General features: G+C 64.7%; 20 protein-coding genes. 16 read left to right on the plus strand and 4 right to left on the minus strand.

Annotation, left to right across the window (positions count from 1 at the left end; translation table 11 throughout):
- Positions 1–3 precede the first annotated feature (3 nt).
- The 13 genes from H4P35_RS05615 (at position 4) to H4P35_RS05675 (ending at position 16,001) form a co-directional block, all read left to right on the plus strand.
- On the plus strand, positions 4–1,260 hold the full coding sequence (locus H4P35_RS05615; RefSeq protein WP_056321715.1) for an NADH-quinone oxidoreductase subunit D: 1,257 nt from the start codon (positions 4–6) through the stop codon (positions 1,258–1,260).
- A 51-nt stretch (positions 1,261–1,311) separates the two neighbouring features.
- Positions 1,312–1,806 carry an NADH-quinone oxidoreductase subunit NuoE gene (nuoE, locus tag H4P35_RS05620; RefSeq protein WP_056321718.1) on the plus strand — a complete coding sequence of 165 codons (495 nt, stop codon included), beginning with the start codon at positions 1,312–1,314 and terminating at the stop codon, positions 1,804–1,806.
- On the plus strand, positions 1,803–3,170 hold the full coding sequence (nuoF, locus tag H4P35_RS05625) for an NADH-quinone oxidoreductase subunit NuoF (protein ID WP_056321720.1): 1,368 nt from the start codon (positions 1,803–1,805) through the stop codon (positions 3,168–3,170). Before nuoE ends, nuoF begins: the two co-directional genes overlap by 4 nt.
- A gap of 15 nt (positions 3,171–3,185) precedes the next feature.
- On the plus strand, positions 3,186–5,513 hold the full coding sequence (nuoG, locus tag H4P35_RS05630; RefSeq protein WP_180099015.1) for an NADH-quinone oxidoreductase subunit NuoG: 2,328 nt from the start codon (positions 3,186–3,188) through the stop codon (positions 5,511–5,513).
- On the plus strand, positions 5,513–6,586 hold the full coding sequence (nuoH, locus tag H4P35_RS05635) for an NADH-quinone oxidoreductase subunit NuoH (protein WP_063955430.1): 1,074 nt from the start codon (positions 5,513–5,515) through the stop codon (positions 6,584–6,586). Before nuoG ends, nuoH begins: the two co-directional genes overlap by 1 nt.
- A 20-nt stretch (positions 6,587–6,606) precedes the next feature.
- Complete coding sequence (nuoI, locus tag H4P35_RS05640; protein ID WP_008161196.1) at positions 6,607–7,095, plus strand: NADH-quinone oxidoreductase subunit NuoI; 489 nt, start codon at positions 6,607–6,609, stop codon at positions 7,093–7,095.
- A gap of 17 nt (positions 7,096–7,112) precedes the next feature.
- Entirely contained in the window at positions 7,113–7,763 is a 651-nt protein-coding gene (locus H4P35_RS05645) for an NADH-quinone oxidoreductase subunit J (RefSeq protein WP_062840512.1), read from the plus strand.
- On the plus strand, positions 7,760–8,068 hold the full coding sequence (nuoK, locus tag H4P35_RS05650; protein WP_006217969.1) for an NADH-quinone oxidoreductase subunit NuoK: 309 nt from the start codon (positions 7,760–7,762) through the stop codon (positions 8,066–8,068). The genes H4P35_RS05645 and nuoK overlap by 4 nt, the downstream gene beginning before the upstream one ends.
- A 17-nt stretch (positions 8,069–8,085) precedes the next feature.
- Complete coding sequence (nuoL, locus tag H4P35_RS05655; protein ID WP_226848388.1) at positions 8,086–10,125, plus strand: NADH-quinone oxidoreductase subunit L; 2,040 nt, start codon at positions 8,086–8,088, stop codon at positions 10,123–10,125.
- Positions 10,122–11,624: an NADH-quinone oxidoreductase subunit M gene (locus H4P35_RS05660; RefSeq protein WP_056321733.1), complete on the plus strand. Its 1,503-nt coding sequence runs from the start codon at positions 10,122–10,124 to the stop codon at positions 11,622–11,624. Before nuoL ends, H4P35_RS05660 begins: the two co-directional genes overlap by 4 nt.
- 9 nt (positions 11,625–11,633) lie before the next feature.
- Complete coding sequence (gene nuoN / locus H4P35_RS05665) at positions 11,634–13,118, plus strand: NADH-quinone oxidoreductase subunit NuoN (protein ID WP_226848389.1); 1,485 nt, start codon at positions 11,634–11,636, stop codon at positions 13,116–13,118.
- A gap of 16 nt (positions 13,119–13,134) precedes the next feature.
- Positions 13,135–13,464, plus strand: coding sequence for a DUF2818 family protein (locus tag H4P35_RS05670; protein ID WP_056321739.1), 330 nt, complete (start codon positions 13,135–13,137; stop codon positions 13,462–13,464).
- 275 nt (positions 13,465–13,739) lie between these two features.
- The gene (locus H4P35_RS05675; protein ID WP_226848390.1) at positions 13,740–16,001 is read left to right on the plus strand and encodes a TonB-dependent siderophore receptor; all 2,262 of its coding nucleotides are present in this window, start codon (positions 13,740–13,742) and stop codon (positions 15,999–16,001) included.
- Positions 16,002–16,201: 200 nt separating this feature from the next.
- Here the strand turns inward: H4P35_RS05675 and serB are convergent, their stop codons facing one another.
- Positions 16,202–17,059: a phosphoserine phosphatase SerB gene (gene serB / locus H4P35_RS05680; protein ID WP_226848391.1), complete on the minus strand. Its 858-nt coding sequence runs from the start codon at positions 17,057–17,059 to the stop codon at positions 16,202–16,204.
- 24 nt (positions 17,060–17,083) lie between these two features.
- On the minus strand, positions 17,084–20,566 hold the full coding sequence (gene mfd / locus H4P35_RS05685; RefSeq protein WP_226848392.1) for a transcription-repair coupling factor: 3,483 nt from the start codon (positions 20,564–20,566) through the stop codon (positions 17,084–17,086).
- Between the two features lie 29 nt (positions 20,567–20,595).
- Here mfd and ispD point away from each other — a divergent pair, with 29 nt between their 5' ends.
- From ispD to H4P35_RS05700, 3 genes are all read left to right on the plus strand, one after another.
- Positions 20,596–21,279, plus strand: a complete 684-nt coding sequence (ispD, locus tag H4P35_RS05690) for a 2-C-methyl-D-erythritol 4-phosphate cytidylyltransferase (protein WP_226848393.1) — start codon at positions 20,596–20,598, stop codon at positions 21,277–21,279.
- Positions 21,276–21,767, plus strand: a complete 492-nt coding sequence (gene ispF, locus H4P35_RS05695; protein WP_056321752.1) for a 2-C-methyl-D-erythritol 2,4-cyclodiphosphate synthase — start codon at positions 21,276–21,278, stop codon at positions 21,765–21,767. Before ispD ends, ispF begins: the two co-directional genes overlap by 4 nt.
- 175 nt (positions 21,768–21,942) lie before the next feature.
- Complete coding sequence (locus H4P35_RS05700) at positions 21,943–24,054, plus strand: DUF4344 domain-containing metallopeptidase (RefSeq protein WP_226848394.1); 2,112 nt, start codon at positions 21,943–21,945, stop codon at positions 24,052–24,054.
- 76 nt (positions 24,055–24,130) lie between these two features.
- Here H4P35_RS05700 and H4P35_RS05705 read toward each other — a convergent pair whose 3' ends face one another.
- Positions 24,131–24,649, minus strand: coding sequence for a carboxymuconolactone decarboxylase family protein (locus H4P35_RS05705; RefSeq protein WP_226848395.1), 519 nt, complete (start codon positions 24,647–24,649; stop codon positions 24,131–24,133).
- Between the two features lie 74 nt (positions 24,650–24,723).
- Positions 24,724–25,272, minus strand: a complete 549-nt coding sequence (locus H4P35_RS05710; RefSeq protein WP_006217982.1) for a peroxiredoxin — start codon at positions 25,270–25,272, stop codon at positions 24,724–24,726.
- Positions 25,273–25,274: the final 2 nt, after the last annotated feature.

A 25,274-nucleotide genomic window follows, 5' to 3' on the forward strand; every position in this document is an offset into this window, starting at 1 on the left:
ATCATGGCAGACATCAAGAACTACACCCTGAACTTCGGTCCTCAACACCCGGCCGCGCACGGCGTGCTGCGCCTGGTGCTCGAGCTTGACGGCGAAGTCATCCAGCGCGCCGACCCGCATATCGGCCTGCTGCATCGCGCCACCGAAAAGCTGGCCGAACACAAGACCTACATCCAGGCGCTGCCCTACATGGACCGCCTGGACTACGTGTCCATGATGTGCAACGAGCACGCCTACGTCATGGCCATCGAAAAGCTGCTGGGCGTCGAAGCCCCGCTGCGCGCGCAGTACATCCGCGTGATGTTCGATGAAATCACCCGCCTCTTGAACCACCTGATGTCGCTGGGTTCGCACGCGCTCGACGTGGGCGCCATGGCGGTGTTCCTGTATGCCTTCCGTGAACGCGAAGACCTGATGGACTGCTACGAAGCGGTGTCGGGCGCGCGCATGCACGCGGCCTACTACCGTCCGGGCGGCGTCTACCGCGACCTGCCGGATTCCATGCCGCAGTACGGCGACTCCAGCAAGTACCGTGGCGACAAGGAAATCCGCGCCATGAACGACGCGCGTTCGGGCTCGCTGCTGGATTTCATCGAAGACTTCACCAACCGTTTCCCGGCCTGCGTCGACGAGTACGAAACGCTGCTCACCGACAACCGTATCTGGAAGCAGCGTCTGGTCGGCATCGGCGTGGTCGATCCCGATCGCGCCAAGGCGCTGGGCTTCACCGGCCCGATGCTGCGTGGTTCGGGCGTCGCATGGGACCTGCGCAAGATGCAGCCCTACGAAGTCTACGACCTGCTTGATTTCGACATCCCCGTGGGTGTCAACGGCGATTGCTATGACCGCTACCTGGTCCGCATCGCCGAGATGCGCCAGAGCAATCGCATCATCCGCCAGTGCGTGGAATGGCTGCGCAACAATCCCGGCCCGGTCATGATCGAGAATCACAAGATCGCCCCGCCGTCGCGCACCGCCATGAAGACCAACATGGAAGAGCTGATCCATCACTTCAAGCTCTTCACCGAAGGTTTCCACGTGCCCCCGGGCGAGGCATACGCCTCGGTCGAGCATCCGAAGGGCGAATTCGGCATCTATCTGGTGTCCGACGGCGCCAACAAGCCTTACCGCCTGAAGATTCGGGCGCCCGGCTTTGTCCACCTGCAATCGCTGGATGAAATGTCGCGCGGCCACATGATCGCCGACGCCGTCACCATCATTGGCACGCAGGACATCGTTTTCGGCGAGATCGATCGCTGATCATCCGCCCCAGACAGTCACGAGCACGCCCGCATAACCCGGATTCAAACTATGCTGCTTTCCGAACAGGCCTACCAGAAAATCGACCGTGAACTGGCCAAGTTCCCGGCCGACCAGCGGCAGTCCGCCATCATGGCCTCGCTTGCCATCGCGCAAGAAGAGAAGGGCTGGTTGGCTACCGAAGTCATCGAAGACGTGGCCAACTACATTGGCGTTCCGCCCATCGCGGTCCAGGAAGTCGCCACGTTCTACAACATGTTCGACGTCAAGCCCGTCGGCAAGAACAAGATCGCCGTCTGCACGAACCTACCCTGTGCCTTGCGCGATGGCGACCGTGCCGGCGAATACCTCAAGCGCAAGCTGGGCGTCGACTACCGCCAGACCACCGAAGACGGTCAGTTCACCCTGGTCGAAGGCGAGTGCATGGGCGCCTGCGGCGACTCCCCCGTGCTGATCGTGAACAACAAGCATATGTGCGTGCGCATGACCGACGAGAAGCTGGACGCGCTGGTCGCGGCCCTCAAGCAGCAAGGAGAGTCGGCATGAATGCGCCTGACCTGTACAAGCAGTTCGCGCAGGGGCTGGACCCCAACCCCCTGAACGACCTGTCCAATTCGATGTGCCTGCACGGCCGGCACATGCAGCCGCAGATCATGGCCGACGTCGACGGCGCCAACTGGCGCCTGGCCGACTACGTCAAGCGCGGCGGCTACGAAGCCCTGAAAAAGATCCTCACCACCGGCATGAAGCCGGAAGACGTGATCGCCGAGGTCAAGGCGTCGGGTCTGCGCGGCCGTGGCGGCGCGGGCTTCCCGACCGGTCTGAAGTGGAGCTTCATGCCGCGCGCCTTCCCCGGCCAGAAGTACCTCGTCTGCAACTCCGACGAAGGCGAACCGGGCACGTTCAAGGACCGCGACATCCTGCGCTTCAATCCGCACATCGTGATTGAAGGCATGGCGATCGCGGCCTACGCCATGGGCATCAGCGTCGGCTACAACTACATCCACGGCGAAATCTTCGAAGTCTACGAGCGCTTCGAAGAAGCCCTGGAAGAAGCGCGCGCCGCCGGTTTCCTGGGCGACCGCCTGTTCGGTTCCGACTTCAGCTTCCAGCTGCACGCGTTCCACGGTTACGGCGCCTACATCTGCGGCGAAGAAACCGCGCTGCTGGAATCGCTGGAAGGCAAGAAGGGCCAGCCGCGCTTCAAGCCGCCGTTCCCGGCCAGCTTCGGCCTGTACGGCAAGCCCACCACGATCAACAACACGGAAACGTTCGCGGCGGTGCCGTGGATCATCCGCAACGGCGGCCAGGCCTACCTGGAAGTCGGCAAGCCGAACAACGGCGGCACCAAGCTGTTCTCGATCACCGGCGACGTCGAACGTCCCGGCAACTACGAGATCCCGCTGGGCACCCCGTTCTCGACCCTGCTGGAACTGGCAGGCGGCATGCGCGGCGGCAAGAAGCTGAAGGCGGTCATTCCCGGCGGCTCGAGCGCCCCGGTCCTGCCCGCCGACATCATGATGGAATGCACGATGGACTATGACTCCATCGCCAAGGCCGGCTCGATGCTCGGCTCCGGCGCGGTGATCGTCATGGACGAGACGCGTTGCATGGTCAAGTCGCTGCTGCGTCTGTCGTACTTCTATTTCGAAGAAAGCTGCGGCCAGTGCACGCCGTGCCGCGAAGGCACCGGCTGGCTGTACCGCATGGTGCACCGCATCGAGAACGGTCAAGGCCGTCCGGAAGATCTGGAGCTGCTGGACAACGTGGCCGCCAACATCATGGGCCGCACCATCTGCGCCCTCGGTGACGCCGCCGCCATGCCCGTACGTGGCTTCCTCAAGCATTTTCGCGACGAATTCGCGCACCACATCGAGCACAAGTCTTGTGTGGTCCCGCAATATCTGTAGGTCTCAGGAACAGCAATGGTTGAACTAACCGTCGACGGCAACAAGGTCGAAGTGCCCGAAGGCAGCATGGTCATGCATGCCGCCCAGAAAGTCGGGCTTTACGTGCCGCATTTCTGCTACCACAAGAAACTGTCCATCGCGGCCAACTGCCGGATGTGCCTGGTTGAAGTGGAAAAAGCGCCCAAGGCGCTGCCCGCCTGCGCCACGCCCGTGACCAACGGCATGGTCGTCCACACCTGCTCGGAGAAGGCTCGCGCCGCTCAGAAGTCGGTGATGGAATTCTTGCTCATCAATCACCCCCTCGACTGCCCGATCTGCGATCAGGGCGGCGAATGCCAGCTGCAGGATCTGGCCGTGGGCTACGGCGGTTCTTCCTCGCGTTACCAGGAAGAAAAGCGCGTCGTGTTCCACAAGGACCTGGGCCCGCTGGTGTCGGCCGAGGAAATGTCCCGCTGCATCCACTGCACCCGCTGCGTGCGCTTCGGCCAGGAAATCGCCGGCGTCATGGAACTGGGCATGCTGGGCCGTGGCGAACACTCCGAGATCACGACCTTCGTCGGCCGTTCGATCGAGTCCGAACTGTCGGGCAACATGATCGACATCTGTCCGGTGGGCGCGCTGACCTCCAAGCCCTTCCGCTACAGCGCCCGCACCTGGGAACTGGCTCGCCGCCGTTCGGTCAGCCCGCACGACAGCCTGGGCGCCAACCTGGTCGTCCAGGTCAAGGGCGACCGCGTGATGCGCGTGGTGCCGTTCGAGGACGAAGCCGTCAACGAATGCTGGATCAGCGATCGCGACCGCTTCTCGTACGAAGGCCTGAACAGCGACGACCGCCTGTCAGCCCCGATGATCAAGGGCACCGACGGCAAGTGGCAGGAAGCCTCCTGGGCCGATGCCCTGCAGGCCGTGGCCCAAGGCCTGTCGCGCGTGCGTGACAGCTTCGGCGCCGGTCAGATCGGCGCCCTGGCGTCCGAATACGCCACGACCGAGGAATACGCGCTGCTGGGCCGCCTGGTCCGCGCGCTGGGTTCCGAGAACATCGACTTCCGCCTGCGTCAGACCGACCCGGCCTTCGACGCCGCGCTGACCGGCGCGCCGTGGCTGGGCATGCCCATCGCCGAACTCGACAACCTGGACCGCGTCCTGGTCGTCGGCTCGTTCCTGCGCAAGGACCACCCGCTGATGGCCCAGCGTCTGCGCCAGGCCGCCAAGCGCGGCACGCAGATCCTGATGGTCGACAGCGCCGCCGACGATCCCCTGATGCCCGTGACCGCGCGCATCACCGTGGCCCCGTCGGAACTGGCGCGCGCGCTGGCCGAAGTGGCCGTCGCGCTGGCCCAGGCCAAGGAACAGGCCGTGCCGGCCGAGTTCGCCTCGGTCACGCCGGGCGAAAACGCCAAGCTCATCGCCGCCAGCCTTGCCTCGGGCGCCAACACGGCCGTCCTGATGGGCAACCTGGCCGTCGCCAGCGCTCAGGCCACCACCCTGGCCGCCAACGGCCGCGCCGTGGCTGACCTGTCGGGCGGCAAGTTCGGCTTCCTGACCTCGGGCGGCAACACCGTCGGCGGCTACCTCGCCGGCGCCATCCCGGGCAAGGGCGGCAAGACCGCCGCAGCCATGCTCGCCGAACCGCTCAAGGCCTACATCGTCCTGCACGCCGAGCCGCTGCTGGATGCCGATAACGGCCAGCAAGCCATCGCCGCGCTGCGCGGCGCGCAGTTCGCCGTCGCGCTCACGCCTTACCGTTCGGCCGCCGCCGAATGGGCGGACGTGATGCTGCCGGTGTCGCCGTTCACGGAAACCTCGGGCACGTTCGTCAACGCCCAAGGTCTGGCCCAAAGCTTCAAGGGCACGGTTACGCCGTTCGGCCAGACCCGTCCGGGCTGGAAGGTGCTGCGCGTGCTGGGCAACGTCCTGCATCTGGCCGGCTTCGACGACGAGACCTCCGAGTCCGTGCGCGACGCCGTGTTGGCCAGCGGCGTCGAAGGCCGCCTGTCCAACGACGTCAAGGCCCCGCTGGGTCTGGGCCAGGCCCTCACCGGCCTGGAACGCGTCGCCGATGTGCCGATCTACCGCACCGACGCCATGGTGCGCCGCTCGGAACCGCTGCAGGCCTCGCCGGCTTCGAAGAAGCCCGCCGCCGCCATGAACGGCCGTACCCTCACCAGCCTCGGCCTGACGGCCGGCGTCAAGGTGCGCGTGTCGGCCGGGCAGGGCGTCGTCGAACTGGAAACCGTGCAGGATGATGCCGTGGCCGATCGTGCCGTGCGCATTTCCGCCGCCTTCGAAACTACCGCTGCCCTGGGTGGCGCATTTGGTCAAATCAGCGTGGAGCGTGCCTGATGGAATGGCTCAATGTTCTTGAAAGCCACGGTCAGGCATTGCTGGGCCCGACGGTCTGGATGGTCCTCTGGACCCTCATCAAGATCGTGGTCATCGCCGTGCCCATCATCCTGTGCGTGGCGTACCTGACGTACTGGGAGCGCAAGATGATCGGCGCCATGCACGTGCGCATGGGTCCGAACCGCGTCGGCTTCAAGGGGCTGCTGCAGCCTTTCGCAGACGTCTTCAAGCTGCTCACCAAGGAAGTCGTCGTTCCCAGCCAGGCCAACAAGGTGCTTTTCATCGTGGCCCCGGTGGTCACGCTGATGCCCGCGCTGGCTGCCTGGGCGGTCGTGCCCTTCGGTCCCGACGTCGTGCTGGCCAACGTTAACGCCGGCCTGCTGTACATCATGGCCATCACGTCCATCGGCGTGTACGGCGTGATCGTCGCCGGCTGGGCGTCCAACTCCAAGTACGCGTTCCTGGGCGCGCTGCGCGCCTCGGCCCAGATGCTGTCGTATGAACTGGCCATCGGCTTCGTGCTGGTGACGGTGCTGCTGGTGTCGGGCAGCCTGAACATGTCCGAGATCGTCAACGTGCAGAACCGCGGCTGGTTTGCCGACAAGGGCCTGACGTTCATGTCCTGGAACTGGCTGCCGCTGTTGCCGCTGTTCGTGATCTACGTGATCTCGGCCGTCGCAGAAACCAACCGCCACCCGTTCGACGTGGTGGAAGGCGAATCCGAAATCGTGGCCGGCCACATGGTCGAGTACTCGGGCATGGCCTTCGCGTTGTTCTTCCTGGGCGAATACGCCAACATGATCCTGCTGTCCTGCATGGCGTCGATCATGTTCCTGGGCGGCTGGGCTTCCCCGATCGATATCGCGCCGCTGACCTGGATTCCGGGTTGGATCTGGCTGGGTCTCAAGACGTTCGTCGTGGTCTCGTTGTTCGTGTGGTTCCGGGCCTCGTTCCCGCGCTACCGCTACGACCAGATCATGCGTTTGGGTTGGAAAATCTTCATCCCGCTGACCGGCGTCTGGCTGGTCGTGGTGGCGATCTGGATGCAGACGCCCTGGAACATTTGGCGCTAAGCGCCAAGCAGAGGCAGGATATGGAAGCGATCAAGGATTTCTTCGGCAGCCTGATGCTGACCGAGTTGCTCAAGGGCATGCGCCTGACGGGCAAGTACTTCTTCAAACGCAAGGTCACCTTGCGCTACCCCCAGGAAAAGACCCCTGCGTCGCCGCGTTTCCGCGGCCTGCACGCGCTGCGCCGCTACCCCAACGGGGAAGAGCGCTGCATCGCGTGCAAGCTGTGCGAAGCCGTGTGCCCGGCGCTGGCGATCACGATCGAGTCGGATCAGCGCGACGACGGCACCCGCCGCACGACGCGCTACGACATCGACCTGACCAAGTGCATCTTCTGCGGCTTCTGTGAGGAAAGCTGCCCCGTGGACTCCATCGTGGAAACGCACATCCACGAATACCACGGCGAAAAGCGCGGCGACCTGTATTTCACCAAAGACATGCTGCTCGCCGTGGGCGACCGCTACGAAGCCGACATCGCCCGCCGCCGGGCCGAAGACGCGCCTTACCGCTGAAGCCCAGGGTCTGATCCATGACTTTTACCACTGTCCTTTTCTACATACTGGCCGCCGTGCTGGTGATCGCGGCCTTCCGCGTGATCACCGCGCGCAGCGCGGTCACCGCCGTTCTGCACCTGATCCTGGCGTTTGCCAACGCGGCCATGCTCTGGATGCTGCTGGGCGCCGAGTTCCTCGCGCTGCTGCTGGTGCTGGTGTACGTGGGCGCCGTGATGGTGCTCTTCCTTTTTGTCGTGATGATGCTCGACATCCGCATGGACACCCTGCGCCAGGGCATGAAGACCTACCTGCCGCTCGGCCTGGTCATCGGTCTCGTGCTGGTGCTGGAAGTGTCCTTCGTGCTGGGCACCATCTGGTACGGCTCCGGTCCGCAGGCGCAACTGCCCAGCGACTACAACAACGCCCGCGCGCTGGGCGAGGCGATGTACACGCAGTACGTCTACGCCGTTGAAGTGGGCGCCGCGCTGCTGCTGGTCGGCATGGTTGCCGCAATCGCGCTGACCCTGCGCCGCCGCCGCGACGTGAAGTACAACGACCCGGTCGCCGCTGTCCGCGTGCGTGCGAAGGACCGCTTCCGCATGGTGAGCATGCCCGCCCAGAGCGAGCGCGCCCAGGCCAAGCGTGACGCGTCGAACGGTGCCGCGCCCCAAGGAGAAAAACAATGACGCTGACGCTGGCCCACTATCTGATCCTTGGCGCAATCCTGTTCGCCATCGGGATCTTCGGCATCTTCCTGAACCGCCGCAACCTGATCATTCTCCTGATGTCCATCGAGCTCGTGCTCCTGGCCGTCAATATGAACTTCGTGGCGTTCTCCAGCTGGTTCGGCGACACCGCCGGCCAGGTGTTCGTGTTCTTCATCCTGACCGTGGCCGCCGCCGAAGCGGCGATCGGCCTGGCCATCCTGGTGCTGCTGTTCCGCAACCTGAACACGATCAACGTTGACGAACTCGATCGCCTGAAGGGCTGACGGGGTATTGGAAGAAAATGTCTAGCTCACCCAATCTCTACCTGCTCATCGCGCTGGCGCCGCTGGCCGGAGCAATTCTCGCGGGCCTTTTCGGCACCGGGTTCCTGGGCCGTCCCATCGGCCGCCGCGCCTCGCACGTCATCACCATCGTGGGCGTGCTCATCTCCGCCATCGGTTCGGTGGTGGTGCTGGGCGACGTGCTGAACGGCCTGCGCTTCGATGGCGCGGTCTACACCTGGAGCCTGATCGGCCAGACCAAGCTGGAAATCGGCTTCCTGATCGATCCGCTGTCGGCCATGATGATGGTCGTGGTGACCTCCGTGTCGTTGATGGTGCACATCTACACCATCGGCTACATGGCGGACGATCCCGGCTACCAGCGCTTCTTCTCGTACATCTCGCTGTTCACGTTCTCCATGCTGATGCTGGTGATGTCGAACAACATGGTGCAGCTGTTCTTCGGCTGGGAAGCGGTGGGCCTGGTGTCCTACCTGCTGATCGGTTTCTGGTACACGCGCCCCACGGCGATCTTCGCCAACATGAAGGCGTTCCTGATCAACCGCGTCGGCGACTTCGGTTTCGTGCTGGGCATTGGCCTTCTGTTCGCCTACGCCGGCACCATGCACTACGGTGAAGTCTTCGCGCAGGCCGACAAGCTGGCCGGCATGACGCTGCCGGGCTCCGACTGGATGCTGCTGACGGTGGCATGTATTTGCCTGTTCATCGGCGCCATGGGCAAATCGGCCCAGGTTCCGCTGCACGCCTGGCTGCCCGACTCGATGGAAGGCCCGACCCCGATTTCCGCGCTGATCCACGCCGCCACCATGGTGACGGCCGGCATCTTCATGGTCGCGCGTTTCTCGCCGCTGTTCGAACTGTCGGATACCGCGCTGTCGTTCATCATCGTGATCGGCGCCATCGGCGCGCTGTTCCTGGGCATCCTGGGCATCATCCAGAACGACATCAAGCGGGTCATTGCGTATTCCACGCTGTCGCAGCTGGGCTACATGACCGTCGCCCTGGGCGCGTCGGCCTACTCGGTCGCGATCTTCCACCTGATGACGCACGCGTTCTTCAAGGCGCTGCTGTTCCTGGGTGCGGGTTCGGTCATCATCGGCATGCACCACGACCAGGACATCCGCAACATGGGCGGCCTGCGCAAGTACATGCCCATCACCTGGATCACCTTCCTGCTGGGCACGCTGGCGCTCGTCGGCACGCCGTTCTTCTCGGGTTTCTACTCGAAGGAAAACATCATCGAAGCCGCCGGCCAGGCCAACGTCTGGGGTGCAAGCTTTGCCTACTATGCCGTGCTGATCGGCGTGTTCGTCACGTCGCTGTACTCGTTCCGCGTGTACTTCCTGGTCTTCCATGGCAAGGAACGCTTCGACACCAGCGACCACGGCCACGGCCATGACGCGCACGGTCACGACGATCACGGCCATGACGACCACGGCCACGGCCACCACGGCGGCAAGCCGCACGAGTCGCCCTGGGTCGTCACGCTGCCGCTGATCCTGCTGGCCATTCCGTCGGTGTTCGTCGGCGCCTGGGCGGTCGACCCGATGGTGTTCGGCAAGTTCTTCGACGGCGTCATCAAGGTGCTGCCGCAGCAGCATCCCGCCATGCACGTGCTGAGCGAGGAATGGCACGGCTGGGTCGCCTACGGCCTGCATGCCTTCCAGACCCTGCCGTTCTGGCTGGTCGTCGCGGGCTTCGTCATCTCGTGGTACTGCTACCTGATCAACCCCAAGGTGCCGGCCGCCATCAAGGCCAACCTGTCGGGCGTGAACAAGATCCTCGAGAACAAGTACTACGTCGACTGGTTCAACGAGCAGGTCATCGCGCGTGGTCTGCGCTGCCTGGGCCGCGGCCTGTGGCAGACCGGTGATCGCGGCATCATCGATGGCATCCTGATCAACGGCAGCGCCCGTGTCGTGGGCTGGGTGGCAGCCATCAGCCGCCACCTGCAGTCCGGCTTCATCTATCACTACGCGTTCGCAATGATCATCGGCGTCATGGCGCTGGTGACTTTCTTTGTGCTGATTCCCCAATGATGGCAAGCGAGATGGCATCCAACACTTTTCCCTGGCTCACGCTTGCGATCTTTGTCCCGATCGTATTCGGCCTGCTGGTGCTGGCGGTGGGCCGTGACGACCGTCCCGGCCTGACGCGCGGCCTGTCGCTCGTCGGCGCGATCGCCGGCTTCCTGGTCACGATTCCGCTCTACACCGGGTTCGATTCCTCCACGGCCGCCATGCAGTTCGTGGAGAAGACCTCCTGGATCGAGGCCTTCAACGTCAATTACCACCTGGGCATCGACGGCATTTCGATGTGGTTCGTGCTCCTGACCGCGTTCATCACCATCATCGTGGTGCTGGCCGGCTGGGAAGTCATCACGAGCCGCGTCGCGCAATACATGGCCGCCTTCCTGATCCTGTCGGGTCTGATGGTGGGCGTGTTCTGCGCGCTGGACGGCATGCTGTTCTACGTGTTCTTCGAAGCCACGCTTATCCCGATGTACATCATCATCGGTGTCTGGGGCGGACCGAACCGCGTGTATGCGGCGTTCAAGTTCTTCCTGTACACCCTGATGGGTTCGCTGCTGACGCTGGTCGCGTTCGTCTACCTCTGGAATGTCTCGGGCGGTTCGTTCGACATCCTGACCTGGCAGCAGACCAAGCTGGGCTACACCCCGCAGATCCTGATCTTCGTGGCGCTGCTCGCGGCTTTCGCGGTCAAGGTGCCGATGTGGCCGGTTCACACGTGGTTGCCGGACGCCCACGTGGAAGCGCCCACGGGCGGCTCCATCGTGCTGGCCGCGATCATGCTGAAGCTGGGCGCCTACGGTTTCCTGCGCTTCTCGCTGCCGATCGCGCCTGACGCCTCGCACAGCCTGGCCGGCCTGATGATCACGCTGTCGCTGATTGCCGTGATCTACATCGGTCTGGTCGCGATCGTGCAGGACGACATGAAGAAGCTGGTGGCCTATTCGTCGGTCGCTCACATGGGCTTTGTCACGCTGGGCTTTTTCATCTTCAACACGGCCGGCGTCGAAGGCGCCATCGTGCAGATGATCTCGCACGGCTTCGTGTCGGGCGCCATGTTCATGTGTATTGGCGTGCTCTATGACCGCATGCACTCGCGCCGCATCGCCGACTACGGCGGCGTGGTCAACGTGATGCCGCGCTTTGCCACGTTCTTCATCCTGTTCTCGATGGCCAACAGCGGCCTGCCGGCCACCAGCGGCTTCGTCGGCGAATTCATGGTGATCATGGGCGCGGTCGAGCACAACTTCTGGATCGGCCTGCTGGCAGCCACCGCTCTGATCCTTGGCGCGGCGTATTCGCTGTGGATGGTCAAGCGCGTCGTCCTGGGCGATGTCGCCAACGACCACGTGCGCGAGCTGACCGATATCAACCGCCGCGAATTCGTGATTCTTGGCGTGATGGCGATCGCCGTGTTGTACATGGGGATCTATCCCAAGCCCTTTACCGACGTCATGCACGTGTCGGTCGAGGCCCTGCTGCAACACGTTGCCGTCTCGAAACTGTAAGACAAGACAATGATGCAATCCCAAATCGATTTCGCCTTGGCGACACCGGAAATCCTTCTGCTGATTTTCGGCCTGGCTATCCTGCTCATCGACGCGGTCAGCAATCACCCCGAGCGCAAGCCGACGTTTCTGCTGACCATGCTTGCCCTGGGCGTGCTGACCGTCGTGTCGGCCGTGCAATGGAAGAACGGCGTGGCTGGCTCGACGTTCAACGGCCTGTACGTCACGGACGAGCTGTCGCACTTGCTGAAGATCGCTTCGTACCTTGCCGTCGGCGTCACGCTGATCTACGGCCGCGTGTATGCGCAGGTTCGCGACATGGTGCGCGGCGGCGAACTCTACGTGCTGACGCTGTTTGCCCTGCTGGGCCAGATGGTCATGATCTCCTCCGGGAACCTGATCTCCATCTATCTGGGTCTGGAGCTGATGTCGCTGGCGCTGTACGCGCTGATCGCCCTGCGCCGCGACAACGTCGTGGCCACCGAAGCCGCCATGAAGTACTTCGTGCTGGGCGCGCTGGCCTCGGGCTTCCTGCTGTACGGCATGTCCATGATCTACGGCGCGACGGGTCACCTTGACCTGACCGAAGTGTCCAACGTCATCGCCGCCGGCAAGGCCGAGAAGATGGCGCTGGTGTTCGGCATCGTGTTCCTGGTGTCGGGCCTTGCGTTCAAGCTGGGCGCCGTTCCGTTCCACATGTGGGTGCCGGACGTCTACCAGGGTTCGCCCACCGCCGTCACGCTGATTCTGGGCGGCGCGCCTAAGCTGGCCGCTTTTGCGATCACGCTGCGCCTGCTGGTCGACGGCCTGCACGGCCTGGCTACCGACTGGCAGCCGATGCTGATGATCTTGGCGGTGCTCTCGCTGGCCATCGGCAACCTGACCGCCATTGCCCAGACCAACTTCAAGCGCATGCTGGCTTACTCGACCATCTCGCATATGGGCTTCGTGCTCCTGGGCCTGATGTCGGGATCGGTGGCCGGCAAGCCGGAACTGTCGTCGGCCGCCTACGGCGCCTCGCTGTTCTACATGCTGACCTACGTGCTGACCACGCTCGCCAGCTTCGGCATCGTGCTGCTGCTGTCGCGCCAGGGCTTCGAGTGCGAGCACATCGACGACCTGAAGGGCCTGAACCGCCGCAGCCCCTGGCATGCCGCCATCGTGCTGCTCCTGATGTTCTCGCTGGCCGGCATCCCGCCGCTGGTGGGCTTCTACGCCAAGCTGGCCGTGCTGCAGGCGCTGGTTTCCGCCGGTCACGTGACGCTGGCGGTGGTCGCGGTGCTGTTCTCGCTGATTGGCGCGTTTTATTACCTGCGCGTGGTCAAGGTCGTCTACTTCGACGAACCGGCGGCCGACGCCGCCCCGATGGTGGCCACGGTCGGCCAGCGCGGCGTGCTGTCGATCAACGGCGCCCTGATCCTGGTGCTGGGTCTGTTGCCGGGTGGCCTGATGGCCCTGTGCGTGCAGGCCATCCGCTCGTCGCTGAGCCTCTAAGGAACGGATAACAGCCATGAACCAGACGCTGGCGGTGTGGCTGTTGATCGCGCTGGCGCTTGTCAGCGCGAATCTTCCCTTCCTGACCGAGCGCGTCTTCGCCGTGCTGCCCTGGAAGCAGGGTGGGGCGGTGGCGGTCAAGCCGTTCTGGTTGCGGCTGGTCGAGGTGCTGGTGTTCTACGCCATCGTTGGCGCACTGGGCTTTGCGTTCGAGTCCACGCTGGGCAACCGCTTCGCCCAGACCTGGGAGTTCTACGCCATCACGCTCAGCCTGTATCTGGTGCTGGCCTATCCTGGATTCGTGTACCGGTACCTCTTCAAGCGGCATCCTCGCCTTCGGGTCTGAGTTCTGCCCAGCACAAAATAGCGCCCCGATTTCGGGGCGTTTTTTTTGTCCTGCGCATGCCGGCAGGGGCTTGTGACGCTTCCGGATCCCACCATTGATCTGCCCCCGATTCGAATCTCCGACCGTTTCGCATTTGCGGCAGATCAACTCTGTTGTTTTTTCATCTTTTAGATCATCAACAGCCTGTCATTCAGGTTTCATTCAGCGTCACGGTTCAGAATCGCAAACGACAAAAAAACAAGAATCGTTGCTATTTACATTCTGGAGAAGCTGGATTGAAGCCCCAAGATTCGTATTCGCTGAATACGCTCGCCACGTCGCTGGCTGCTGCGATTGCCGCCCCTGCGTTGTTCGTCAGTCCCTATGCCGCAGCGCAGTCCGCTGACAGCGGCGTGACGCAGTTGTCGCCCGTCCGCGTGGAGGGCGAAAGCTCGTCGTACCAGACGTCGACCGCGCAGTCTCCCAAGATGACGGCGCCGTTGCTGGACACGCCGCGCACGGTGCAGGTTGTGCCGCAGCAGGTGATCCAGGATCAGGCGGCATCCACGCTGCAGGACGTGCTGCGCAACTCGCCGGGGATCACCTTCGGCGCGGGTGAGGGCGGCCGTCCAGGCGGTGACCTGCCCATCATTCGCGGCCAGAATTCGGCCGGCAGCATCTTCCTGGACGGCATCCGCGACAGCAGCACGCAGGTGCGCGATACCTTCAATCTGGAGCAGGTCGAGATCATCAAGGGACCGGATTCGGTGTACTCCGGCCGCGGCGGCGCGGGCGGCAGCATCAACATGGTCAGCAAGACGCCAAAGGCCACGGACTTCACCGAAGCCACGGCGCAGATCGGCACGGACAACAACTACCGCGCCACGATCGACAGCAACTGGCGATTGGGCGAGAAGGCGGCTTTCCGTCTGAACGTGATGGGCAACAAGGGCGACACGCCGGGCCGCGATGACGCCGTGGACTTCGAGCGCTGGGGCGTGGCGCCGTCGCTGATGCTGGGCGTGGGCACGCCGACGCGCATCACGCTGAGCTACTACCACTATCAGGACGACAGCATGCCCGATTACTCCATTCCGTATGACCCGAAGTCGGGTCAGCCGGTGACGGAGACCATGGGCGTGAGCCGCAAGTCGTTCTACGGCCTGACCGGCCGCGACTTCATGAAGACCCGCGATGATGTCGCCACCGTGGACTTCCAGCATGACTTCTCGGACAAGCTGCAACTGCGCAACGTAACGCGCTATGGCCGCGGCACGACGGATTTCGCGGCGACCAATCCCGACGACAGCAAGGGCAACATCCCGAACGGGCTGGTGTATCGCGCGCTCAAGTCCGGCTATTACGTCACCAAGACGTTCGCCAACCAGACGGACCTGACGGGCGAATTCGAGACCGGCAGCCTGAAGCACTCGTTCGACCTGGGCTTCGAGTACAGCAACATCAAGCAGGACAAGGACAGCTACACCCAGACGATCGCGCGAGGCCCGATGAACTGCAAGGTCAGCGCCACGGACCTGTCGAACCCGGCGCTGTGCACGTCGCTGTGGGATCCGAATCCCCACGACGACTACACCGGCAGGCTGACCCGCAACAACAATCCTGCCGTCTACAACACGGACACGCTGGCCCTCTACGGCTTTGACACCATCAAGTTCAACGAACAGTGGCAAGCCAGCGTGGGCGCACGGTGGGACAACTACCGCACCAGCGGCAGCAACATCGCGCGCGGCCGCAACGATCCGTCCAGCACCCCCGCGTTCTACAGCACGAGCCGTGAGGACAATCTCTTTAACTACCAGGTCGGCCTGGCGTACAAGCCCGTGCCCAACGGCACGATCTACGCGACCTACGGCACCTCGTCGACGCCGTCCGCCATTGCTGGCGGAGCGATCAGCGATGCGACCTCGCTGTCGACGTCTTCGCTGGAACCGGAAAAGAGCCGCACGGTGGAGCTGGGCACGAAGTGGCAGGTGTTCGATGACAAGCTGACGCTGTCGGCCGCGGCGTTCCAGGACATCCGCAAGAACACCAGCGTGGCGGTGTCGGCGACCGAAGTGGCGCAAGTGGGCGAAGCCAAGGTGCGCGGCATCGAGCTGGGATTCTCGGGCGCCATCACGCCGAAGTGGAATGTGTTCGGCGGCTACACCTTCATGGACAGCGAAATGACCAAGGGCGCCTACAACAGCGGCGCCGTCGGCCAGGACCTGCCCAACACGCCGCGCAACGCCTTCAGCCTGTGGACGACCTACAAGGTCCTGCCCAAGCTGACGGTCGGCGGCGGCGCGTACTACGTCGACAAGGTGTACGGCAACTCGGACGCCACGAAGAACGCCGACGGCACGCCCAAGGCGCGTTGGGTGCCGTCGTACTGGCGCTTCGACGCGATGGCCGGCTATGAGTTCAACGAGCACTTCTCGGCGCAGTTGAACGTGCTGAACATCTTCGACGAAACGTACTACACCAAGGCCTACGCCGCGCACTACGCGGCGCTGGGCACGGGCCGGGCGGCGCTGCTGTCCCTGCGCGTGCGGTACTGATGGCGGGGCGCCGCGTCAGCGGCGCCTGCTTGCATGAAAAAAGCCACCTCGTTGTGAGGTGGCTTTTGCTTTTGGGCGGTGGCTGCTCGCGTTGCAGCGCGGTGTGAGCACGGTGTCTGACACCCGTTGGGACGCTGCCGCAAGCTGACGGTCATCTCCCCAGGGTGTCAGGCACCTTTGGGGAGACCTTTGAGGCAGGATCAGCTCTCGAACCAGTTCAACACGCCGTCCAATCCCGAGACGTTCAGCGCGTAGCGCGTCTGCTGACGCACCAGCGGTTTGGCGTGGTAGGCCACAGGAAAGCCGGCGTTGGCCAGCATCTTCAGGTCGTTGGCGCCGTCGCCCATTGCGATGATCTGATCCGTCGAGGCGCCGTGCGTGCGCGCGAAGTCGCGCAGGTGGGCGGCCTTGGCGTCGGCGTCCAGGATGTCGCCCAGCACGCGGCCGGTGAGCACGCCGTCTTCGATTTCCAGCGTGTTGGCGTGGGCGCTGTCCAGGTTCAGGCGGGCGCGCAGGCGCTCCGTGAAGAAGGTGAAACCGCCCGACACCAGCAGCACCTTGATGCCGGCGGTCTGGGCCGTGGAGATCAGGCGTTCGGCGCCCGGGTTCAGGCGCAGCTTTTCCTCGTAGACCTGGTCCAGCGCGCCAGCCGGCGCGCCTTTCAGCAGCGCGACCCGCCGGCGCAGGCTTTCGGCGAAATCCTTGATCTCGCCGCGCATGGCGGCCTCGGTGATCTCCGACACCTTGTCTTTCACGCCGACCACGCCCGCGATCTCGTCGATGCATTCGATGTTGATCAGGGTCGAGTCCATGTCCATGGCCAGGACCTTGCAGTGGGCAAGCTTCAGTCCGGCAGGCACGAAGGCGGCGTCCACGCCGCGCGCCTCGGCGAAGGCGCATACCACCGCGCGCGTCTCGTCGTCGTGCTGTACGTCGAGCAGGCGCGCCGCGGTGTTGCTGATGCGCGCCACGCCCTGGGCCTGGGCCAGCGCGGCAAGCTGCTCCGCATGTTCGACGGCGAGGCCGGGGGATTGAACGACGAGATTGTGGGTAGTCATGGCGGATGGGAAGGAGAGTCGGGGTTACTTGAGCGCACGCAGGACGGCGCGCACGGCGTCGGCCCTGGCGGGAATGAGGGGGGCCTTGATCTCGGCGCGCAATTTGTCCTGTCCGGCCAGCTTGATGTGACGCTGCCGCTGGACGAGGTCGATGATTCGGGCCGGATCGACCGAGGTCTTGGGGCCGAACTGGATCAGGGCCTGCGCTTCGCTGGCGTCGATCTTGACGATGCCCAGCGGCTGGGCCGCAAGGCGCAGGCGATGCGTGGCCAGCAGGGTTTGGGCCGCTTCCGGCAGCTTGCCGAATCGGTCGATCAGTTCTTCCTGGATGTGGATCAGGTCGTCTTCGTCGGCGGCGTGCGCCAGCCGCTTGTAGATGGCCAGGCGCGCATGCACGTCGGCGCAATAATCGGATGGCAGCAGCGCCGGGGCGTGCAGGTTGACCTCGCACGCCAGGTTGAAGGGCGCGTCCAGGTCGGGTTCTTCGCCAGCGCGCAGCGCACGCACGGCCTCGTTGAGCATCTCGTTGTACATCGAGAAGCCCACTTCCTGGATGTTGCCCGACTGCGAGTCGCCCAGCACTTCGCCGGTGCCCCGGATTTCGAGGTCGTGCATCGCCAGGTAAAAGCCCGAGCCGAGCTCTTCCATGGCCTGGATGGCTTCCAGCCGCTTCTTGGCGTTGCTGGTGATGGCGTCCTCGCCCGGCGTCAGCAGGTAGGCGTAGGCCTGATGGTGCGAGCGCCCGACGCGTCCGCGCAACTGGTGAAGCTGCGCCAGGCCGAAGCGGTCGGCGCGATGGATCACGATGGTGTTGGCGCTGGGCACGTCGATGCCGGTTTCGATGATGGTGGTGCACAGCAGCACGTTGTAGCGCTGCTGGTAGAAGCCCTTCATCACCTGTTCGAGTTCGCGCTCGGGCATCTGGCCGTGCGCGACGGCGATCCGGGCTTCGGGCACCAGTTCTTCCAGGCGCGCCCGGCGGTTGTGGATGGTCTCGACCTCGTTGTGCAGGAAGTAGCACTGGCCGCCGCGCTTGAGTTCGCGCAGCAGGGCCTCGCGCAGCGTGCTGCCGTCTTCGCGCCGCACGAAGGTCTTGATGGCCAGGCGCTTCTGCGGCGCCGTGGCAATGACGGAGAAGTCGCGGATGCCTTCCAGCGACATGCCGAGCGTGCGGGGAATGGGCGTGGCGGTGAGCGTCAGGACGTCGACCTCGGCCCGCAGCGACTTGAGCGCTTCCTTCTGGCGCACGCCGAAACGGTGCTCCTCGTCGATGATGACCAGACCCAGCCGCTTGAACTTCACATCTTTCGACAGAATCTTGTGCGTGCCGATGACGATGTCGACCCGGCCGTCGTTGATGCCTTCGATGGCGGCCGAGACTTCCTTGGCCGAGCGGAAGCGCGACAGTTCCACCACGCGTACGGGCCAGTCGGCGAATCGGTCGGTAAAGGTCTGGGCGTGCTGCTCGGCGAGCAGGGTGGTGGGGCACAAGAGCGCCACCTGCTTGCCATTGGCGACGGCCAGGAAGGCGGCGCGCAGCGCGACTTCCGTCTTGCCGAAGCCGACGTCGCCGCAGACCAGGCGGTCCATCGGGCGGCCCGAGGTCATGTCGCTGATGACAGCCTGGATCGCGGCCGCCTGGTCGGCCGTCTCTTCGAAGCCGAAGCCCTCGGCGAAGGCCTCGTAGTCGTTCAGCGGCAGGTTGAACGCAAAGCCTTCGCGCGCGGCGCGCTGCGCATACAGCGCCAGCAGTTCCGCGGCGGTGTCGCGCACCTGCTTGGCCGCCTTGCGACGGGCCTTGTCCCATTGCCCCGAGCCCAGCTGGTGCAGCGGCGCGGCTTCCGGATCCGCGCCGCTGTAACGGGCGATCACGTGCAGCTGCGACACCGGCACGTATAGCGTGCTGCCGTTGGCGTATTCAAGATGAAGAAACTCCATCTCGCCTTCGCCCATGTCCATGTTGACCAGGCCGTGGTAGCGCCCGATGCCGTGCTGGGCGTGGACGACGGGATCGCCCTCGCGCAGCTCGGACAGGTCGCGCACCATGGCTTCGACGTTGCTGGCGCGCTCCTGGTCGCGCTTGCCGCGACGTCCCGGCGTTGCCAATCCGGGGTAGAGGTCGTTTTCGGTCAGGAAGGCGAGGTTCGCGTCCGGCAGCTGGAAGCCCACGCCCAGCGGCGAGGCGACGATGCCGAAATGCGCGTCCGACGCCAGGAAGGCCTCGATGGTCTCGGGCTGCGCGTCGGGCGTGACGCCGAACTCGTGCAGCATTTGCACCAGGGTTTCGCGGCGCCCCGCGGAATCGGCGCACAGCAGCACGCGGGTCTGGCCCGCCTGCACCAGCGTGCGCAGCTTGGCGATCGGATCCTCGGCGCGGCGCACCACGCTGACATCGGGCGCGGACCGGAAGTCGGGGTGCGGCTGGCCGGCAGTCAGCGACAGGCGGCGAAAGGCCTTCAGCCGGCCATACAGCGATTCGTTATCCAGGAACAGGGCCGAGGGCGGCAGCACGGGACGCTCGCGATCGCTCTTCAAGAAGCCGTAGCGGCTGGCCGTGTCCTGGTTGAAGCGCTGGATCGCGTCGTCGATGTCGCCGACCGTGACCATGACCGTGCCTTCGGCCACGTAGTCGAACAGCGTGGCGGTCTCTTCGAAGAACAGCGGCAGGTAGTACTCGACGCCGGCAAAGGGGATGCCGTTGCCGATGTCCTTGTAGGGCAGGGCGCGCGAGGGATCGCCTTCGAAAATTTCCCGAAAGCGCGCGCGGAACCGGTTGCGCGCGTCCTCGTCCATCGGGAATTCGCGGCCTGGCAGCAGCTGGACCTCGCGCACGGGGTACAGGCTGCGCTGGGTGTCCACGTCGAAACTGCGGATGGTCTCGATTTCGTCGTCGAACAGGTCCAGGCGGTACGGCACCACCGAGCCCATCGGGAACAGGTCGATCAGGCCGCCGCGCAGGCAGAATTCGCCGGGCGCGGTCACCTGGGTGACGTGGTTGTAATTGGCCAGCGTGAGCTGCGCGCGCAGCGCCGCTTCGTTCAGGCGGTCCTTCTGCTTGAACGAGAACGTGTAAGCGGCCAGGAACGAGGGCGGCGCCAGCCGGTACAGCGCCGTGGTGATGGGCACGGTCAGCACGTCCACCGTCTTCATCATCAGCGAATGCAGCGTGTGCAGGCGCTCCGAAATCAGGTCCTGGTGCGGCGAGAACGCGTCGTAGGGCAGCGTTTCCCAGTCGGGCAGCTGCCGCACGCGCAGACCGGGCGCGAACAGCTGGATTTCCTCGGCCAGGCGCTGCGCTTCCAGGGGCTCGGCCGTCAGGATGACCAGCGGGCCGCCGGCCTGGCGGGCCAGATCCGCCAGCAGCCAGGCGTCGCCGGAACCCGGCGGCCTGGGCTGCGCGTAGCGCGTGCCGGGCTTCAGCGCGGACAGGGTGGGAACCGTGGCGGGGACGGGAGGGGCGGCCGTGGCGGAGGAGGAAGGGGCGGGCATCAGGCTGGAAGCGGACATCAAGCGAACGATTATAAAATCTCCGCACCATGTCTGACGCAATCATCGCAATCGTGCCCGCCGCCGGTGTCGGCGCCCGCGCCAGCCGGCCCGGACACGAGGCCGTTCCGAAGCAATACCGTCCACTGGCCGGACAGCCCATGCTGCGGCATGCGGTCAGCGCGTTGCTGGCCGACGCGCGCGTGTCCGAGGTGCGGGTGGCGGTCAGCCCGGGCGACGGCTGGGTCAATGCCGCGCTTGCTGGCCTGCCGCGCACCGTCTGGCGTGCCTGCGGCGGCGCAACGCGCGCCGATACGGTCGCCGGCGCGCTTGCCGACAGCGAGGTCGCCGACGACACCTGGGTGCTGGTGCACGATGCGGCCCGCCCCGGCTTGCCTGCCGAGGCGCTGGCGCGGCTGATCGATGCCTGCCTGGCCGATCCGGTGGGCGGTTTGCTGGCCCTGCCGGTGGCCGACACGGTCAAGGGCGGGCACCAGCGGGTCGAGCGCACACTGGACCGCAATGGCCTGTGGCTGGCGCAGACCCCGCAGATGTTCCGGGCAGGCGTGCTGCGCGATGCGCTGACCGCGGCCTCCGTGAATGGCGTCATCGTCACCGACGAGGCCTCGGCCATCGAGGCCGCTGGCTACGCGCCGTTGCTGGTCGCGGGGTCGATGCGCAATTTCAAGGTGACATGGCCGGACGATTTTGAACTGATGGAAAAATGGCTATGAGCATTCCTTTTCGCGTCGGGCAGGGCTTTGACGTGCACGCGCTGGTCGAAGGCCGGCCGCTGATCATCGGCGGGGTCACGATTCCCCATACGCATGGCCTTTTGGGGCATTCCGATGCGGACGTGCTGCTGCACGCGATCACCGACGCGCTGCTGGGCGCGGCGGGGCTGGGCGACATCGGCCGGCACTTTCCCGACACCGATCCGGCCTTCAAGGGGGCCGACAGCCGCGTCCTGCTGCGCGAAGCCATGGCGCGCGTGCGCCAGGCGGGCTGGGCGCCGGTCAATATCGACGCCACGCTGCATGCGCAGGCGCCCAAGATCGGCCCGCACGCGCCGGCCATGGTGAAGAACATTGCCGCCGATACGGGGCTGGCAGAGACCGAGGTCAACATCAAGGCCAAGACCAACGAAGGGCTGGGCTACCTGGGCCGCAAGGAAGGCATCGCGGCGACAGTGGTCGCGCTGCTGGCGCGCGTGGATTCCTGACGCGCCACCGGTTCCGTGGCGCGAACGCCACGCCTGCCCCCAAATCGAAAGCCGTCCGTGCCGCCAGCCCGGGCGGCTTTTACGTTGGAATACATCTTTAACAAATGAATAAGCGGACCGGTTTGATCTGACATACGCTGCGCGACTTGAAATCTGACTAATCAGGGACATTCAGATGCGATTCCGTGGCGCGGGGCTATTTTTCGTGCTGGCCGCTTTTGCTACCACCGCGCACGCGGCGTATGAGAAGCAGCTCGGCCCACTGGCAGGCACCGTCAAACAGCAGCTTTTGCAGGGTTGGCACGTCGGCGAGCAGGACGGCTGGTTCACGTTGCGCAATAGCGATGTGCCCGGCGGCGAGCAGACGTTCTACATCAATCCGGGGCCCGCGCCCGAGACGGGCCGCATCACCGATGTCAACGTGATGGTCAACTCGAAGAGTCCCAAGGCGTCCATCGGCATCGCGCTGAACAACAACGCGCGCAAGAGCCTGTGCCTCCTGGAAATCCGGGCGGACCGCAACACGATGCTGTTCTGTCTGGAGGGCCAGACGCGCCGCGACATCGCCTCCGTGCCCAACGTGGCCAAGCTGGACGGCACCGACCGCATCAGAGTGGTGGAAGTGCCCGGCGCCGCGCGTTTCCTGGTCAATGGCCAGAAGATTGCCGATATCGAGAACGAGCCCGCGCTGGGCAGCGAGATCGGCATCATGGCGTACGACGAAGGTACGTTCGGCATTGCCGACTTCATGATCGTGTCGGACGTGGCTGCCAAGCCCGCCGGGTCCGGCGCGCAAGGCGGCGCGGGGGCGGGTGCGCCGCGCGTGCCGTCGGCGGCGCCGCCTCCCGCGCCCGCCAACAACACGGCAGCCAACAACACGCCCGCCACCCGCACGCCCGCCAACAACGCCCCCGGCTTGCCGGGCGAGGGTCCCTATCCGCGCTTTGGCGGCGATACGTTGCGCATCGTCGGGGTCTACGTCGGGATCATGCGCAGCATCTTCCTGCACGAGTTTGGCCACGCACTGATCGGCGAGCTGGAGTTGCCGGCGACGGGCGCCGAGGAAGACGCGGTCGACATGTACTCGGCGTTGCAGATCGTCGAGCCCACGATGTATCCGACCAAGGACGAGGACCTGAACACCATGGCCCGCGAGGCCGCGACGTATGCCGCGCTGCAGTGGTACTACAGCGGCAAGCTGGCGGAAAAGCGCGGCGCTTCGGCAAGTTCGGCCTGGCAGGACGAGCACACGGGCGACTTGAAGCGCTTTCGCAACATGCTGTGCATCATGTACGGCGGCAATCCCGCGGTGTTCGAACCGGTGGCCAAGCACGTTGGCTTCGAGGACCGGACCAAAGCGCGGTGCACGGACGAATTCAACAAGCAGAACCGCGCGTGGCGCCGGCTGCTGGCGCCGCACACGCGGGTCGGCGCCTGGACGCCCGACGGCCTGCAGCCGGCCAACGCGCCCGGCGCGCCGGTCAACGTGGTGTTCGAGCCATCCAAGCGCAAGATCGGCAACTTGTTCGCGAACAACCTGTCCGAGGCCATCACCAACAATATCAAGCTGCTCGGCCAGACCTACGTGCTGCCGCGGCCGGTGAACGTGGTGTTCAAGGATTGCGGCCAGTTGAACGCCTGGTACAACCCGCGCGAGGGTTCGATCACGATGTGCTATGACCTCATCGAGAACATCGCGGTGATGGTTTCGGACATTGAGATGGGCACGGTGGGCGGCGAGGTCGTCGCCAAGGATGGCGGCGCGCCGACGGCGCCGCGGCAACCGCCCGCGGCGGGGCAGGGCATGCCGGCGCTGCCCGCCGGCGCCTTCGACGAGCTGAAGGACTACGGCGTGCCGCCGACGAACCTACTGTTCTCGTCGCCGTATCGGGGGCCAACGCCCAACAAGCACACGCGCGCCGACATCATCACGACGCCGGAGCTGGTGCGGTTGATCAACAACGATAAAAACATTCTCATCATCGATACCAGCGGGCTAAGGGAGACGCTGCCCATCGCGTATCCGCTGTCCGACGCCGGGTCGGACGGCAGCGTCGCGGACCACCTGCAAGGCGCGCTGGACGCCTGGCTGAAGAAGAACACCGGAGACCGGCGCGACACGCCCATCGTGTTCATGGGCGCGGGCATGAACGACCGATCCTCCTACAACGCGGCGCTGCGCGCGGGGACCTTGGGTTGGCGCGCCTACTGGTATCGGGGCGGCATGGAGGCGTGGACCGCCAACGGCCTGCCGACCGCGCCGGTCAAGCCCGCCGCCGGCAAGTAGCGCGCTGCACGGCAACCAAACGGAAAAGCCCGCCTGCATCATGCAGGCGGGCTTTTTTTTGCGAGCGGCGGGTCGCTTACTTGCCTTGAGCGGCCAGCGCCAGCGCGGCGGCGTTGACGACGGCGGCAATCCGGCCGGCATCGCGCAGCTGCTCGGTCGACAGGCCGTCGTTCTTCAGGTTCTCATAGTGCGAGGCCACGCAGAAATGGCACTTGCCGATGATGGAAGCCACCAGGGCGAAGAGCTCGAAGCGCTTCTTTTCCACGCCGCCATGGGTGGCGTAGGCGTTCATGCGCAACTGGGCCGGCAGGCTTTTCAACTGGGCGTCGCCAGTCATCTCCACGTAGGGATACCAGATGTTGTTCATGCCCATGAGGGCGGAGGCGGTCAGCGCGGCATTGGCGTCGCCTTCCGACAGGCCGCTCTTGAAGGCCTCGACCAGCACCGGGCTGCGCGCGGCGTACGCGGCGGACAGGGCGGCGCCCACGGCGTCTTCGGGAGCCAGCGTCGAGCGGGCGATCACGGCGTCCAGATTCAGGCGGATGTCCTTGGCCCAATCCGGCAGCTGTTCCTTAATGGTCGTAAGAAATTCCATAGTTTTTACCTATAATCTAGCGCAATGAATGCCCGGCGCAGGGCCTGCGGACAGGCCCCGGACCGGGCTGGAAATTACAGCGTGGCGCCGCCAACCGTACGGTTGCACGGGCACAGTTCGTCGGTTTGCAGACCGTCGAGCAGACGCAGCACTTCTTCCGGGTTACGGCCGACGTTCAGGTTGTTCACCGAAACGTGCTGGATCGTGTTGTCCGGGTCGACGATGAACGTGGCGCGCAGGGCAACGCCAGCACCCTTTTCACGCACGCCCAGCTGGTCGATCAGGGCGCCGGTGGTGTCGCCGAATTGGTAGTGACCCAGCTTGTTCAGGTCCGGGTGCTCACGGCGCCAGGCCAGCTTGACGAATTCGTTGTCGGTCGAACCGCCCAGCAGGACGGCGTCGCGGTCTTCGAAATCCTTGGCCAGCTTGTTGAAGCCGACGATTTCGGTCGGGCACACAAACGTGAAGTCTTTCGGGTAGAAGTAGATCACCTTCCACTTGCCGGGGAACGAGCTTTCGGTGATGTCTTCGAACGCCGACACGCCGTTTTCTTCGTGTTGGTTGAAGCCGGGCTTGACGCCGGTGACCTTGAAGGGTTCGAGTTTGTCGCCAACAGTTTTCATGT

It is taken from the genome of Achromobacter sp. 77, assembly GCF_020541125.1.
In the GTDB taxonomy this organism is placed as follows: Bacteria; Pseudomonadota; Gammaproteobacteria; order Burkholderiales; family Burkholderiaceae_B; genus Achromobacter; species Achromobacter mucicolens.